The sequence below is a fragment of the Paenibacillus sp. NN59 genome, assembly GCF_057597225.1.
The window spans coordinates 2,468,350-2,483,738 of record NZ_CP199678.1; the positions used below are offsets into that span (position 1 = coordinate 2,468,350).

Sequence of the window (15,389 nt, forward strand, 5' to 3'; positions counted from 1 at the left end):
TTATTATCTAGTTCTTTTGAGAAAGAAGGTTGGAAATCTTGGTGATGAATGCACTATTAAGAGGTGGAATACCCTTCGTGATTATGAACGGTATCGCTCTGATCCTTTATTCTCAAGGAAAATATGCTGACGCTAAAGGCACATTTGTTGCAAGTCTGATTGCTCTTTTTGTCGGTGCTGCAACTGTTATTTATAACATAGAACATTGGACTTTGGCGAAAAAAAGCGGTATCCATTTTACTGTAATGCTTGTGACCATTTATCCGATCCTGCTGTTAAGTGGCTGGTTTACGATTCATTCTGTTTTCGATGCTTTTAAAGTTTTCCTGTTTTTTATCTTTGTTGGGATCATTTTATGGTCTGTACTTTTCACATTAACCCAATTTTTCTCTCGATAAATTGCTCAACAAAAAGAAGCCCTCTTTCGAGAGCTTCTTTTTCATGGGAGAGGAGAAACCGGACGAAGAGCTTATGGGGAAACGTAAGTCTTCTCCGCGGTTGTCTACGACACTTGTGATGTCGATAATTATAGAATGGCCCAAGGGTTTCCTTTTTATACATATTGCTCAACAGTATTTTTCAAACGGAACCTGATTGTGGTACGATAGCTTTATCAATAAACTTACATAGAGAGAAAAGGTGACACATTCGTGAGAGTGGTATCTGGAAGTGCGAAGGGCAGGCCGCTGAAGGCAGTTCCCGGCACAGGTACGCGTCCAACCACTGATAAGGTGAAGGAAGCGTTGTTTAGTATGATTGGTCCTTATTTTGAGGGCGGGGCAGCATTGGATCTGTTTGCAGGCAGTGGAGGTCTTGGTATCGAGGCGCTGAGCCGCGGCATGGACAAGGCTGTTTTTGTTGATCTGGAATCGAAAAGTATTGAAGTGATCCGCGAAAATCTGAAGGCAACGAGGCTGGAGGATCAGGCGGCTGTATATCGGAATGACGCAGGTCGTGCGCTCAAAGCGCTGGCTAAACGTAACGCAACATTTGATCTGGTGTTTCTCGATCCGCCCTATCGCATGAAGAACGGGCACGAGTTAATGTTAACGATGCACGAACTGGAGCTGCTTACCCAAGGTGCAACCATCGTGCTTGAGTATGAATCCAAACATGAATACCCGGAGCAATTTGGCCCGTTTGAGCAAACGCGTAAAGCGGTGTACGGTGAGACAGCTGTATCCATTTACGATTACGTACCCGGTGCGGCAGAGGATGAAGAAAACAGCATCACAGAAGAGGAGGCTCCTCATGACTGAAATGATTCATCGGCAGGAACGTATTGCCGTATACCCAGGAAGCTTTGATCCCGTAACGATGGGACATCTCGACATAATTGCGAGAGCGTCTAAACAGTTTGACCGTGTCATCGTCGCTGTATTGAACAATATGAGTAAAAATCCGCTGTTCACGGTAGAGGAACGCAAAGAGTTAATTCTTACTGTAACCAGCCACCTGCCGAATGTGGAAGTGGATAGCTTCCGTGATCTGACCGCTAATTATGTACGGCAAAAGGAAGCGCAGGTTATCGTTCGCGGCATCCGCTCCGTAACCGATTTTGAATATGAGTTGCAACTCGCGTCGACCAACAGCAAGTTGAACCCGGATGCAGAAACGATTTTTATGATGACCAACCCGAAATACTCCTACCTCAGTTCTAGTATCGTTAAAGAAATCGCCCACTATCATGGGGATGTAACGGATCTGGTATCGCCTGAAGTTGAAGCTGCGCTTCGTCAGAAGATCAGCGAGAAAAAAGGCGGTTAATCCATAAGGTAAGGCCCGAGAGACTAATCATTACCCCAAGAAGTAAAGCGAGACTTAGGGCTGCTACAGGGAAGCTGTTCCAGATGAGTTGCCATGTACTTGTGGTGTCTGGAAATTGCAGAAACGGCCAATAGAATAAAGAGTTTGAGCGCTCTACCGCAGTGGTCTGCCATGTGGTCGATACTTCTGTGCTGTAACGGCTGAATGGTTCCCACAACCAGAGGGTAAGACTAAAGGCGGTTAACCCATGTCCTAATCGAACGATAATGAAAAAGAGCATGGAATGCAGTCCGGGGATGGCTGTTCTTAGCATCGACGAGACTTGTAGGTGCGAGCATACGCCTCCCCAGCCAAGCGCACCTGCCAGGAATGCCATCAGTAGGGCGGGTGCTATTGCTGTTTTGCTAATGTGGTATGTCCCCAGGTGAAGCTCCAGCACAGAAGGCCAAACTGCAGCTGAAATACCGGGAGTCAGATAGAGTGAGAGTAACCGGATAAATACAGCAAAAACGATGATGTATCCTCCAGTTAATAATAGAATTTGTACGGCCTGAGATACGGTGTCCCCCAGTAATTTGCCAAACCCTCGTGCGTCCCGGCTATGTGCTTCTCTAGCGGCTCGCAACATGCGCGAACCGATGCGGAGTTTCTGAGAATCTGGAGCTAAGGGAGGCAACTGCTTCTTTTCTGTCTCTGTGTGATCTTGGGCTGGAGAGAGAGAATGGACATCATTATTAGGTGACATGGAGTCTGGTACAAGATTTTTTTTGCGGGATGCAGGAATGAGACGAATGGCAACGGCTGCTGCAATCCAGCCACTGATCCAGTGTATAATGAGGAGAAAATATCCAGCGGCAGGATTATGAAGAAAAGCACCTCCAATAACCAGCAGAATCATCATAGGGTTGGCAAAATGAGCTGCTGCCGTAATAATAACCGCCTGTCTGGCGGTCATTTGTTGATCCTTGAGTAATCGAGATACGGCATCTACGGCGGTTGGAAAACCTCCACACATGCCCACAGCGAGAACGAACCCGGTATGGCCGGGTAGCTTGAACAAACGCCTCATCAGGGGCTCTAGCAGAACCCCCAGGGCGTGGGTAAAGCCAAACGCGGTCAGCATCTGGGATAACATCAGGAACGGCAGCAGGGCAGGAAAGACAATTTTCCACCAGATGTCGAGTCCTTGAATGGATGCGTCGAACGCTTCTTTCGGAGATGCAACTATTGCAACAACCAGCATGAATGCACTGGTGCTCAGGAATACGGTTCGTACCAAACCCGGACTTCGAACCTCACTGGATACGGTCATCGTTTCACCTCATATCAATTAACGCCCCTCGGGCATTGGGATTATAGTGGACGGCCGAATCACGTTCGTAAACGGTTCGGCCTTGACCGGATAGACGGCGAATCATCCTGCGGCCTATCCGGCCTGTACCATTGTATGCAGGAACAACAAGGTGTTAGACTTGGATTATAATCATATGGAATAAGATGAGCTAAATGAATTACACAAAGCAACTCTTGTGGAGTGGGTTCAGCTTGTATAGAGATAAGAACGGAGGCTCATGAGATGAATCGGTTCCGGAAAACAGGTGGTTTCAGAGCTTCGATCTACGTGATCGCGGTGGCTCTTATTGTTTATCTTACGGTGTACATGCCAACGCCGTATATTATTTATAAACCCGGCAGTGCGGATGAAGTTAAACCCATGGTTACCGTGAAGGACGGTGACAAAGATGAAAAAGGCGTATTCATGATGACCACCGTGTCGGCAACGTATGCCAATTTATTTTTGTTAGGCACTTCGTATTTTGATAAAAATGCACAAGTGGATAAAAAGGAAGATCGTCTGCGTGGTAAAAGCGAGGCGGAATACTCCGCTGAACAAGTCTGGTTCATGAGTGATTCGCAATCCTCTGCCATGGAAGCGGCCTATGAGAAAGCGGGCATTGCATACTCCATTGTGCCTGAAAACATCTTTGTGTTTGGTCTTTCGGAAAATCCCAAACCGGATGGAGATATTGAACCCGGAGATATTATTCTGGGTGTGAACGGTACAGCTACACCGGATAATACGGTGCTTGCCAAACAGCTGGAAGGAAAAAAAGCCGGGGATACGGTGGAGATGCAATTGGAGCGCGGCGGTGAAACGATTAGCCGGGATATCACGCTGGTTGAGGTGAAAGACAGCAAGACAGGCAAGATGCGTACTGGACTTGGGGTGATGATTGGTGCCGTGCAGAAGGTGAAGCCGGAAGACCCGAACAAACAAATCACATTTTCAAGCACGCAGGTGGGAGGTCCATCTGCCGGGTTAATGTTCACGTTGGAGATTTATAATCAGTTGACTCCTGGTGATCTGACCAAGGGACATCGGATTGCTGGTACAGGTACGATTACGAAAGATGGTGTTGTAGGAGCCATTGGCGGTGTGCAACATAAAATTGTCGCTGCCGACCGTAAAAAGGCAGAAATTTTCTTTGTACCTAAAGACAACTACAAAGAAGCTGAGGCCAAAGCAAAAGAAATCAACACTCCAATGAAGCTTGTGCCCGTAAGCACACTCGATGATGCGTTAGCCTTCTTGAAAACTCTGTCTGTGAAGTCTTAAGTGAAATAAGAGTATCTTACTAGAAGATTGGACTTAGAAGAGCTTGGGCAGTGACCTCTTTTAAAATAAGAAGGTACGCTCGGAAAAACAGTTATAGGAGATTCATAAAAAAGAGCGAGAAAGCAATGAGAAAAAGGGATGTAAATTAAGTGTCCAGGTCAGGTTGAATAATACGATAAGTGTTGTGCATTGGTAGGATACATGTGTAAGACGTTGCTTTTAAAAAATCGAAATGACAAAATCCCCTGTGATGACAGCCAAAGGCTCGGCACAGGGGATTTTTTGCTGGTTCTATAGTTTGTAGGGCGAGATGAGTCAGATTCTCACGGGTGATTCGTAGTAGTCGCTATACATTATGCGTGATATGTTGCGCGAATCCTGTTGGTCATGGGCAAGAGCATAGGCGGCTTGCGCCTGGATATCCAACTCCAGTTGAGCATGTTCAAACGTTGAGGGTTTCATTACAACAGACAGGGTGGCTGTTTTTTTCATCTGTTTGAGCAGACTCTGGCCTGTTGAAGTGAAACCGAGGACACGCAGATATCCGGGTCCGGTGGCTAATCGCTCTGGTGAACACTCTTCTTTTGTGTGGTTCAGGAGCAGGTGGGCGAGCATGCGCTGCAGTTTGGTGCGCGTGTAACGCCGGGTTTTGAGCGCATTCAGGAGAGCCTCGACTGAAGGCTCGGGGAGCTGGGCGAGTGCACGTATGAGCCGATGCTCCAGTCCTTCCGTGACTTCGGCAATACGTTCCAGCTCGGAGGCACGGCGGGTGGCCGCGATGTGCAGCAGCGGCTGGGCGAAGCGCTCCCAGTGCATGGGAGCGCGTCCTTCTTGCCATTCGCGATGCAGAATGGCAAGGGTTGCCGCCGGCACATATGGTGCGGCGGCTTTGGGCCCGTCCGCCAGCAGCAGGCGGCGGACAGCTGTGGCACTGGCGATCGCCCCCGGGCCGGGCGTCGCCTGATGATAGGCGGCACCGGTACGTGCCGCCGTCAAGGGCTGGATCGCGCTGCCAAGCCGTTGCAGCGCGATGAGGTAGTGTAGCCCAAGCGAATTGTTGGGCTGCTCCAGCAGTGCCGCGGCGTCGTGAGCATCGACGCCGCCGGGCGCCAGCGCTGCCGCCGCGCCTGCGTACGCGGCGGGGTAGCTGGCGCCCTCCCGTAGGCGGCGCGCGATATCCTCGCGCAGCCCTGCGGGCTCCACAGCCAGCACGCGCGCAATGCGCTGCAGGCTGTCGATGTCGCCGGACTCGCTGCCAAAGCAGAGCGAGTCCACAACCCCGGTGCGGTGCAGCAATGATACCGCACCGAAGGCAAACCACTCCGCCGGTTGAACCGCATAGGCAACCGGCAGTTCAATCACCAGATCGGCGCCAGCATGGAGCGCCATCTCGGTGCGTGCCCTTTTACCAACGATGGCGGGTTCGCCACGCTGGAGAAAAGGGCCGCTCATCACGGCAACAACGGCGTCTGCTTCGCTAAGCCGCCGCGATTCATTCAGATGATGCACATGTCCGTTGTGCAACGGGTTATATTCCACAATAACGCCTACAGCTTTCATGAGCGTTACTCCTTCCTGTCGCGTTGAAATCTCCCATGGGGTCGTTAATCACGCGGGTCATGACATTTTTACAATATAGGATAGCATACATTTGTTTGTTCACCGTCAAAGCTCATTTTACCTCTTTCATCATAGAATAGAGCTGGCATTAGAGCAAATGATGAAAAAAGGCACAGAACCTGCATCCGCAGATGCAGCCTGTACCTGAAATATAGTTGTTATTATCTTTCTTTCCGACTGTATTTTATGCTCACACATTCTCCGTAGCAGGAGCAAGACTGGCTTTTGGCCCGAAAAATTCATAATGGATACGATCTTCTGCAACACCAATGGACTGAAGTTCTGCATATACCGAACGCATAAACGTGACAGAGCCGCACAGATAATAGTTCGCATCCGGTTCTTGAATGACTTGACGAAGCCATGCCGCATCCATGTATCCCTGTTTGTAAACCAGCTCATTTTCCAGATCGGAATCGGCAGGAGAAGTGTAACAATAGTGTGCGTTGAGATTAACATGCTCCTGAGCCAGTTGACTTACGTGATCGCGGAACGCGTGCGATAATCCGTTCGGGCTAGCATGTAAAAAGGTAATGGAACGCTGATCATCCGACTCCAACATTGTATTCAGCATGCTGACCATAGGGGTTATCCCTGCACCTCCGCTTAACAGCACAACAGGACGCGGATCTTCCATATCCAATGTGAAATCACCCGCAGGAGCGGAAAGTTCGACCAGGCTCCCCTCTGTAATATGATTGTGAAGATAATTGGAAATTACACCGTCAGGGCGATCCGATCCGCCCGACTCACGTTTCACGGATATACGATAATAGGGTTTGCCAGGTGCGTCGGAAAGGGTATACTGACGAATCTGAGTGAATTCCTGTCCGGCAGGCTGGATTTTAATGCTGATATATTGTCCTGCCTTGTATGAAGAGATAGACTTGCCATCCTCCGGTATCAAATAAAACGAAGTGATGAGTTCGCTTTCTTGTACTTTTTTGGCAACTTTGAAGGTTCTGAAACCGTCCCATCCACCCGTTTGATTTGCGGCTTCGCTGTACATATCCTGCTCAATGCCTATAAAGGCATCTGCAATCCCTTGATAAGCATCGCCCCAAGCGGCTAAAATTTCATCAGTTGCGGCATCACCGAGTACATCTTTGATGGCTTGAAGCAGATAAGTGCCAACGATAGCGTATTGTTCAGGTACAATGCCGAGGCTACGGTGTTTGTGAGCAACCTGACGAACGGCTGGCAAAATAGCTGCGAGGTTATCGATGTGCATTGCCGCGGTGTAAACCATGTTGGCGAGTGCGGCTTGCTGACGGCCTTGTTTTTGATTTGCGTGATTGAAAATGTTTAATAGCTCCGGGTGAGCCGTAAACATCGTTTGATAGAAATGGCGTGTAATGGCTTCTCCATGAACTTCAAGTACGGGTACTGTAGATTTGATTACGTCAATCGTTTGTTGGCTTAACATGTAATTTCCCTCCCGATTTTCTTTGAAATATCAATAATGGATGGTTATAAAAATGGTTGTGAAAGTTACTTTGTGATTGAATCTACGACAAGTATAGGCATCAGGTCTAGCGACCTGTGTGACATAGATCACACCATTCGTTAACGATTGGTGACCGATGTAAGGAGTGGAGAGCATCAGATATAAGTAAGGGATAGAATCGTAAGTATAGATCCTATAGATGACTTGTAGTTATGATGGAGTAGGTCTATAATAGATCAGATGTGACGGCTGAATCGGAGTGATTGTTTTCCAGAAAGGGTGTAAAGTTAAAAGTGTTGACAAACCTCTTGGAAAATCGGTATAATGATTTTTGTTTGTTAAGTCAGTTTCATAAATCTTTTGTGAGTGACAGACAGCATACATACAGTCAGGAATGAACGCACATATTAGGATCGTCTTGTACTGTATACTGCCGCCATTCGTTAGACAACTATTTATGAAATTGGTTTCGTTTGGAGTGATAGAACATGATAATGCCATTTCGCAAAGTGGCAACCAGTGATCGCCCCCTGCGCTTTAACGAACAGTGGGATATCAAACATCTGGTTTCTAACCGACAAGATATCACAGCCGTTACTCCGCTGACTGCAGATTTGTCTGCAGAGATCAGAGAGGAGAACGTTGTGGATGTTCATGGCAAACTGACAGTAGGGGTGGACATGTTGTGCTCCCGTTGTCTCAAGCCACTAAGTGAACATTTTCATATTGATTTTCATGAGCAATTCAAGCAGGGAAAACAACCGGAGGAATTATCTGAAGATGACGATACTCTCTATGTGGATGAGGATAGCGTTGATCTGAAAGGTTATGCCGAGGAAGCTTTTCTGCTGGATCTTCCGTTTGTACCGCTCTGTAGCGAGACATGCAAAGGACTTTGTCCTAAGTGTGGCCATGAGCTGAACGAAGGTGACTGCGGTTGCGATAACCAGGTTATTGATCCGCGGCTTGCAGGACTCAAGGATTTTTTTAAATGAGCATGATTGAAAATCGAACGTAACTACTACCTGCAAAGGTTGATTTTGATAAGGAGGTGGGAATAATGGCAGTACCTCAACGGAGAACGTCCAAGACGCGTCGCGACAAACGTCGCACTCACTTTAAATTGGCTGTACCGGGCATGGTGAAATGTGAACAATGCGGCGAATTGAAGCTTGCTCACCACGTGTGCAAAGTGTGCGGAACGTACAAAGCAAGAGAGATCATCTCTCAATAATAGCTACACATCAAGCAACACTTCATTTCGATGAGGTGTTGCTTTTTTGTGTAAAGAAAAGTGAACGCATAAGCTTGTTCAAGCGGGTATGTATGCTTGTTACACATGTTCATCAGCACTTTGATGAAGTGATGTGAATTTGTTATACTAGCCTTTCTTTTTGACACAGGATGAGATATACTATAGTTTAGTACCAGGTTCTAAGATTTGACGTTACATACAGATCATCATACACTTTTATTTAGAAGCTCCCTGAATAAGCAGGGCTACAGCATATAAAGAAGTAAGGTTTGAAAGAACGAACCTAAAGGTAGGTTCTGGAAACGATACAGCGGGGGGTGTCAGGCATCGAGCGTTTACCGAAGAGACAGAGGCAACAGCAGTTAACCAAAATGATAGACGAGAATCCGTTTGTGACCGATCAGGAGCTTACACGTCAATTGAAGGTAAGTATCCAGACGATCCGTCTTGACAGGCTGGAACTTGGCATACCGGAGCTTCGGGAACGGATGAAACTGATGGCGGAGCGCTCGTATGATCAGGTGCGATCACTGCCCCTGCATGAGATTATCGGTGACATTGTGGATTTACAGCTGGACAAGAGCGGGATATCCTTATTTGAGATCAAAGAGGAACATGTTTTTTCAAGAACAGGTATTGCCCGCGGGCACTATGTCTTTGCACAAGCGAATTCACTTGCTGTCGCTGTCATTAATGATGAGATTGCGTTAACTGCTTCGGCAGATATACGTTTTGTTCGCTCTGTTCGTTTGGGAGAAAAGTGTATTGCCAAAGCTTATGTGAAATCAATTCCCGGTCAGAAGGGGAAAGCCAAAGTTGAAGTGTTCACCTATGTTGGTGAAGAAATGGTGTTCCAAGGTAATTTTGTGATCTATCATTCAGGTGGAGAAGACAGCAAAGAAGGAGGTCATATGGAATGAGAATCGTCATTGATGCCATGGGAGGAGATCATGCTCCTGCGTCAACCGTAGAAGGGGCTATTGCCGCAGCTACGGAATGGGCGGATACACAGATCGTCCTGGTTGGCGATGAAACCAAGATTGAACCTCTTTTAAGTCAGTCAGGAGCAAGACCAGCCAATTTGAGCGTTCGGCACGCTTCCGAAGTGATTGGTTCAGATGATGAGCCGGTAAAGGCAGTAAGGCGCAAAAAGGATTCTTCCATGGTTGTAGCCGGACGTATGGTCAAAGAGAAGGAAGCCGACGCCATGATCTCGGCAGGGAATACAGGGGCGTTAATGACGGCTGGTTTGCTTGTTGTAGGCCGGATGGACGGGATTGAACGTCCTGCACTTGCCCCCATGATTCCCACGATGGATGATGTAGGTGTGCTTGCGTTAGACCTCGGTGCGAATATGGATGCTAAACCGGAACACTTGGCACAATACGCGCTGATGGGCAGTTTGTACCGGCAAAAAGTACAAGGCATTGCCTCCCCGAGAGTGGGGTTGCTCAACGTGGGCACAGAGCCGGGCAAAGGCAATGAGCTGACCAAACATGCCTATCCGCTCTTAGAACAGCTTCCGATTCGTTTTGTGGGGAATGTAGAGGCACGTGATGTACTGACTGGTGCCTGTGATGTGCTGGTGTGTGACGGGTTTGCAGGCAACATCCTGCTGAAATCACTGGAAGGCGCGGCAGGAGCGATATTCGGTCTGCTCAAAGAAAAATTTACTTCATCCTTCAGAAATAAATTGGCTGCGGCGGTACTCATGCCAGAATTGCGTGGGTTAAAGAGCAAACTTGATTATACGGAGCACGGTGGTGCCCCATTGTTAGGTTTGAGTGGACTGGTCGTCAAAAGCCATGGTTCCGCTGACGGCAATGCGATCAAAAATGCCGTGCGTCAGGCACGGATTGCAGTACAAAACCAGTTGGTGGAGAGCATATCTAAGGAAATTAGTGGGAAGTGAGTGACGATATGAATAATTTGCGCCCAGTAGGGATTATTGGTACAGGTAAATATGTGCCGGAGAAAATTTTGACAAACAGTGATTTGGAAAAAATGGTCGATACGAATGACGAGTGGATTGTCAGTCGTACAGGTATTAAGGAGCGGCATATCGCTGCACCGGATCAAGCTACTTCTGATCTAGCCTATGAGGCAGCAATAAAAGCGCTTGAATCTGCTGGCATGACAGGCAGTGATCTGGATCTGATTATCGTTGCTACGATTACACCGGACTCCTCTTTCCCGTCGACAGCTTGCATTCTGCAAGATAAACTGGGTGCCAAGGGCGCTGCTGCATTTGATTTGTCTGCTGCTTGTTCCGGGTTTGTATACGGTCTTGCAACGGCAACCAGTTTCATTCAAAGCGGCATGTACAACAACGCGCTTGTTATTGGTGCAGATTGTTTGTCACGTATTACAGACTACACAGACCGCAACACTTGTGTTCTTTTCGGTGATGGAGCAGGAGCTGTCGTTGTTGGTGAAGTTCCGGAAGGCCGTGGTTTCAAAGCATTTGATCTCGGTGCAGAAGGGGCAGGAGGCAGTCTTCTTAACATTGAAGGCGGTGGTTCACGTCTGCCAGCAAGTGCGGAAACGATCGAGAACAAAAAGCATTATATCTATATGAACGGCCGTGAAGTGTTTAAATTTGCTGTTCGTGTCATGGGTACAGCAACGATTGAAGTTCTTCGCAAAGCTGGCATGGATCGCACGGATGTTGATTTGTTCGTTCCACATCAGGCGAATGTTCGAATTATTCAATCGGCTATGCAACGACTTGAACTTCCAGAGGAGAAAGTGGTTGTCAATGTAGACAAGTATGCGAACACGTCGGCGGCATCCATTCCACTTGCACTGGTTGAAGCTGCAGAAGAAGGCCGTATGAAAGCAGGAGATACTGTTTTGATGGTTGGTTTCGGCGGCGGTTTAACTTGGGGCGCATCCGTACTCGTATGGTAAACTAGACAGCTGGAGGATGAATGAAATGGGTAAAATCGCTTTTGTATTCCCTGGACAGGGATCACAAAAAGTAGGTATGGCCAAAGATGTATATGAGTCTGTACCTGCAGCCACGGAAGTTTTTCGCACAGCAGATGAGGCGCTGGGCTTCTCGCTGAGCAACCTGATCTTTGAAGGACCAGACACGGAGCTGAAACAGACATCCAATACCCAGCCGGCACTGCTCACCGCGAGTATTGCACTGCTGGAAGCTTTCAAAGAAAAAGGAATTGAGGCAGACTACGTTGCAGGTCATAGCTTGGGCGAATACAGTGCACTAGTGGCAGCGGGTGTTCTTTCCTTTGAGAATGCTGTGCAAATTGTCCGGGCACGTGGTCAGTATATGGAAGAAGCTGTTCCAGGTGGACAGGGAGCAATGGCTGCTGTACTGGGTGCGGATCGGGAAGCGCTGGGGGTGCTTTGCCGTGAAGTGTCAGAAAGCGGAGATACAGTTGAACTTGCCAACATTAACTGTCCTGGACAAATCGTTATTTCGGGTGTAAAAGAGGGCGTTGCTGCCGTGTCAGAACGGGTGAAGGAAGCAGGTGGCAAGCGCGCAATTGCAATTGAAGTAAGTGGTCCGTTCCACTCTTCATTGATGAAAGGCGCTGCCGATAAGCTGGTCGATAAGCTGAGTACAGCGACGTTCTCACCTGCGAAGGTTCCTGTGGTAGCTAACGTAACCGCAAGACCTGCTGAAGATGGACAATTTCAGAACTTGCTTACCACCCAGGTCTATTCTCCGGTTTTATGGGAAGACAGTGTGACATGGCTGATTGAGCAAGGTGTGGATACGTTTGTTGAGATTGGTTCAGGCAATGTATTAACCGGTTTGATTAAAAAAACAGATAAAACCGTAAAATTATACAATGTAAACAGTCTTGAAACCTTGGAAGCAACCGCTGCTGATCTTAAAAAATAATTAAATCACATAAGCAAAACTATTTATTTACACTTTAACGGAGAGGACAGAAAAAAACTGGGAAAGCGAAGCTGAAAGCTTTCTGAAAGAAAGCTGCATCGGAAGCATATGCTTCGCCTTTATCACCAGATTTTTCCCTTTGGAAAAGGGAATCAAGAAAATCTGGGGATAACAGCGATTGAAAGGTTATTCTGTCACCTTAGTGGCTGTGTAAATAATCGAAGTTCAACTTATGTAGATTCAGGGAGAGGAGGAATGGTTATGTCTAAACCGTTAGAAGGTAAAAATGCATTAGTAACCGGAGCATCCCGCGGAATTGGCCGCAGTATTGCACTTGCCCTGGCTGAAGCCGGAGCGAATGTTGCTGTAAACTATGCGGGCAGTCAGGCTGCGGCAGAGGAAGTGGCCGAAGAGATTCGTGCAAAAGGTGTTCAGGCGATTACGATTCAGGCGAATGTAGGTCAGATGGTTGAAGCGGAACAGATGGTGAAAACAACGCTTGAAGCATGGGGCAATGTCGATATTCTGGTGAATAATGCGGGGATTACACGGGACAACCTCATTATGCGGATGAAAGAAGAAGAGTTCGATCAAGTTATCGAAACGAATCTTAAAGGGGTGTTTAACTGTCTGAAGGCAGTAACACGTCCAATGATGAAACAACGTTCAGGAAGAATTATTAACATCTCTTCTGTCGTTGGTGTGCTGGGTAATCCGGGTCAAGCCAACTACGTGGCTGCCAAAGCGGGAGTTATCGGTTTAACGAAGGCTTCTGCTCGAGAACTTGCTTCTCGCGGAATTACGGTGAACTGTGTTGCACCGGGCTTCATTGAAACCGATATGACCAAGGAATTGTCTCAAGAGCTGGTCGATGGTATGCTTAGTGGCATTCCGTTGTCCCGTCTGGGACAGCCGGATGAAATTGCTGGTGTGGTTACATTCCTTGCATCAGAAGCTTCATCTTATATGACAGGTCAAACACTGCATGTCGATGGCGGCATGTACATGTAAATTTCCTGGGCTTTGAATCAAAGTCGGGGAACAGGCGCTGGACGATCCGAAATGCCGGAAAAAGGCCGGGTTCCCCGGCCGGGAGCCGCATATGTCTTCTATGGCATTTTGCCTGCGATTCTCGTATAATACCAAGGAGGAGGTGAACCGGATGTCCGATGTATTGGAGCGTGTAAAACGCATCGTCGTCGACCGCTTGGGCGCAGACGAAGCTGAAGTTACACTTGAAGCATCTTTCAAAGAAGATTTGGGTGCTGATTCTTTGGATGTAGTGGAATTGGTCATGGAATTGGAAGATGAATTCGATTTGGAAATCTCTGATGAAGATGCAGAAAAAATTACGACCGTAGGTGAAGTTGTAAACTACATACAATCTCATACCTAAAGTCAATTCAGTCCCGCTCCTGTTTTCGAACAGGCGGGACTTCTCATCATTCATTGGTTTTTCACATCCCGCAGACAAGGTGCTTGCTGATCTTTGGAGAGGCGTCTTGCATTCGAGTCTGCGGATATTCCCACAAAATACTTGCGTAATGCAGTCGATATAGAGGTGAGTCGGTTGAAACAAAGAGTTGTAATTACCGGAATGGGCGTAATGACATCGCTCGGAAAAGATATAGAGACGTTCTGGGGCAGTTTAATGGCAGGAAAGTCCGGAATTTCTCAGATTGAGGCATTTGATGTTAGTGAATACACGACACAGATTGCAGCCGAGATCAAAGATTTCAACCCGGAAGAATATATGGATCGAAAAGATGCACGGAAGATGGATCGTTTTGTACAGTTCGCTGTGGCAGCTGGTTTCAAAGCTGTGGAAGATAGTGGTCTGAAAATCAACGAAAACATTGATGCAGAACGTTTTGGTGTATCGATTGGTTCTGGTATTGGTGGATTGGGAACTTGGGAAGATCAGCACAATGCGCTTTTGCAAAAAGGCCCTAAACGTGTGAGCCCGTTCTTTATTCCGATGATGATTTCGAATATGGCATCTGGACAGATGTCCATTTCACTTGGTGCCAAAGGACCGAACATCAACGTTGTTACCGCTTGTGCAACAGGAACACACTCCATTGGAGATTCGTTCAAGTTGATTGCCAATGGCGATGCAGATGCGATGATCTGCGGCGGTGCTGAAGCAACCATTAGGCCAACTGGACTTGCAGGTTTCTGCGCGATGCGTGCGATGTCTACACGTAATGACGATCCTACGAAGGCAAGCCGTCCTTTTGATACAGGTCGTGACGGATTTGTTATGGGTGAAGGTGCCGGAATTCTGATTCTGGAATCTCTGGAACATGCTCAGGCTCGTGGCGCACGAATCTACGGTGAAGTAATCGGTTACGGTCTGACAGGTGATGCACACCATATGACAGAACCAGATCCAGATGGAGCAGCACGTTGTATGACGATGGCGCTTCGCAATGCAGGCATTCAGCCGGAAGAAGTGGATTACATCAATGCACACGGAACTTCAACACCAGTAGGTGACCGTTCCGAAACGTTAGCCATCAAAAAGGCGTTTGGCGATCATGCGTACAAGCTTGCCGTAAGTTCCACCAAGTCCATGACAGGCCATATGCTTGGCGCTGCGGGCGGGGTAGAGGCAGTTATCTGCGGATTGTCCCTGACACATCAGACACTGGCTCCAACGATCAACCTGGAAGATCAGGACCCTGAATGTGATCTGGATTACGTGCCTAACGTTCCACGTCAAACCAAAGTGAATGTAGCAATGTCCAATTCATTTGGATTTGGCGGTCACAACGCTACCATTATTCTCAAAAAATTTGAAGCATAAGGG

General features: G+C 47.7%; 16 protein-coding genes. 13 read left to right on the top strand and 3 right to left on the bottom strand.

The genetic code is table 11. The annotated features are described in order from the left end of the window. The first annotated feature begins 44 nt into the window (after positions 1 to 44). The 3 genes from ACT89M_RS10955 to coaD all read left to right on the top strand — a co-directional run bounded on the left by ACT89M_RS10955 (position 45) and on the right by coaD (position 1,767). Complete coding sequence (locus ACT89M_RS10955; protein WP_338060891.1) at positions 45 to 398, top strand: DUF3021 family protein; 354 nt, start codon at positions 45 to 47, stop codon at positions 396 to 398. Between the two features lie 252 nt (positions 399 to 650). Continuing rightward, positions 651 to 1,259 (top strand): 16S rRNA (guanine(966)-N(2))-methyltransferase RsmD, encoded by a 609-nt coding sequence (gene rsmD, locus ACT89M_RS10960; RefSeq protein ID WP_154886412.1) that lies wholly within the window; start codon positions 651 to 653, stop codon positions 1,257 to 1,259. A gap of 1 nt (position 1,260) precedes the next feature. After that, positions 1,261 to 1,767: a pantetheine-phosphate adenylyltransferase gene (gene coaD, locus ACT89M_RS10965; protein WP_154887388.1), complete on the top strand. Its 507-nt coding sequence runs from the start codon at positions 1,261 to 1,263 to the stop codon at positions 1,765 to 1,767. On the opposite strand, the gene ACT89M_RS10970 is transcribed toward coaD, so the two are convergent. Then, positions 1,745 to 3,079, bottom strand: a complete 1,335-nt coding sequence (locus ACT89M_RS10970) for a nucleoside recognition domain-containing protein (RefSeq protein ID WP_253495462.1) — start codon at positions 3,077 to 3,079, stop codon at positions 1,745 to 1,747. The genes coaD and ACT89M_RS10970 overlap by 23 nt on opposite strands. A gap of 264 nt (positions 3,080 to 3,343) precedes the next feature. On the opposite strand from ACT89M_RS10970, the gene ACT89M_RS10975 reads away from it, so the two are divergent. Continuing rightward, on the top strand, positions 3,344 to 4,384 hold the full coding sequence (locus ACT89M_RS10975; protein ID WP_090923910.1) for a SepM family pheromone-processing serine protease: 1,041 nt from the start codon (positions 3,344 to 3,346) through the stop codon (positions 4,382 to 4,384). Between the two features lie 315 nt (positions 4,385 to 4,699). Here ACT89M_RS10975 and ACT89M_RS10980 read toward each other — a convergent pair whose 3' ends face one another. Beyond that, entirely contained in the window at positions 4,700 to 5,944 is a 1,245-nt protein-coding gene (locus tag ACT89M_RS10980; protein WP_154886408.1) for a nucleotidyltransferase, read from the bottom strand. A gap of 250 nt (positions 5,945 to 6,194) precedes the next feature. Continuing rightward, positions 6,195 to 7,430 (bottom strand): NO-inducible flavohemoprotein, encoded by a 1,236-nt coding sequence (gene hmpA / locus ACT89M_RS10985; protein WP_154886406.1) that lies wholly within the window; start codon positions 7,428 to 7,430, stop codon positions 6,195 to 6,197. A 509-nt stretch (positions 7,431 to 7,939) separates the two neighbouring features. Here hmpA and ACT89M_RS10990 point away from each other — a divergent pair. From ACT89M_RS10990 to fabF, 9 genes are all read left to right on the top strand, one after another. Beyond that, positions 7,940 to 8,446: a YceD family protein gene (locus tag ACT89M_RS10990; RefSeq protein ID WP_090923907.1), complete on the top strand. Its 507-nt coding sequence runs from the start codon at positions 7,940 to 7,942 to the stop codon at positions 8,444 to 8,446. 65 nt (positions 8,447 to 8,511) lie between these two features. Next, positions 8,512 to 8,685, top strand: coding sequence for a 50S ribosomal protein L32 (gene rpmF / locus ACT89M_RS10995; protein WP_090923906.1), 174 nt, complete (start codon positions 8,512 to 8,514; stop codon positions 8,683 to 8,685). 392 nt (positions 8,686 to 9,077) lie between these two features. Next, positions 9,078 to 9,626: a transcription factor FapR gene (fapR, locus tag ACT89M_RS11000; RefSeq protein ID WP_244159423.1), complete on the top strand. Its 549-nt coding sequence runs from the start codon at positions 9,078 to 9,080 to the stop codon at positions 9,624 to 9,626. Beyond that, positions 9,623 to 10,618 carry a phosphate acyltransferase PlsX gene (gene plsX, locus ACT89M_RS11005; RefSeq protein WP_154886404.1) on the top strand — a complete coding sequence of 332 codons (996 nt, stop codon included), beginning with the start codon at positions 9,623 to 9,625 and terminating at the stop codon, positions 10,616 to 10,618. The genes fapR and plsX overlap by 4 nt, the downstream gene beginning before the upstream one ends. A gap of 8 nt (positions 10,619 to 10,626) precedes the next feature. Next, positions 10,627 to 11,616 (top strand): beta-ketoacyl-ACP synthase III, encoded by a 990-nt coding sequence (locus ACT89M_RS11010; RefSeq protein ID WP_090923953.1) that lies wholly within the window; start codon positions 10,627 to 10,629, stop codon positions 11,614 to 11,616. 25 nt (positions 11,617 to 11,641) lie between these two features. After that, positions 11,642 to 12,577 (top strand): ACP S-malonyltransferase, encoded by a 936-nt coding sequence (fabD, locus tag ACT89M_RS11015; protein WP_154886402.1) that lies wholly within the window; start codon positions 11,642 to 11,644, stop codon positions 12,575 to 12,577. Positions 12,578 to 12,838: 261 nt separating this feature from the next. Then, on the top strand, positions 12,839 to 13,588 hold the full coding sequence (gene fabG / locus ACT89M_RS11020) for a 3-oxoacyl-[acyl-carrier-protein] reductase (RefSeq protein ID WP_090923903.1): 750 nt from the start codon (positions 12,839 to 12,841) through the stop codon (positions 13,586 to 13,588). A 151-nt stretch (positions 13,589 to 13,739) separates the two neighbouring features. Next, positions 13,740 to 13,973: an acyl carrier protein gene (gene acpP / locus ACT89M_RS11025; RefSeq protein WP_024630176.1), complete on the top strand. Its 234-nt coding sequence runs from the start codon at positions 13,740 to 13,742 to the stop codon at positions 13,971 to 13,973. 174 nt (positions 13,974 to 14,147) lie between these two features. Continuing rightward, the gene (gene fabF / locus ACT89M_RS11030) at positions 14,148 to 15,386 is read left to right on the top strand and encodes a beta-ketoacyl-ACP synthase II (protein ID WP_090923902.1); all 1,239 of its coding nucleotides are present in this window, start codon (positions 14,148 to 14,150) and stop codon (positions 15,384 to 15,386) included. Positions 15,387 to 15,389 lie beyond the last annotated feature (3 nt).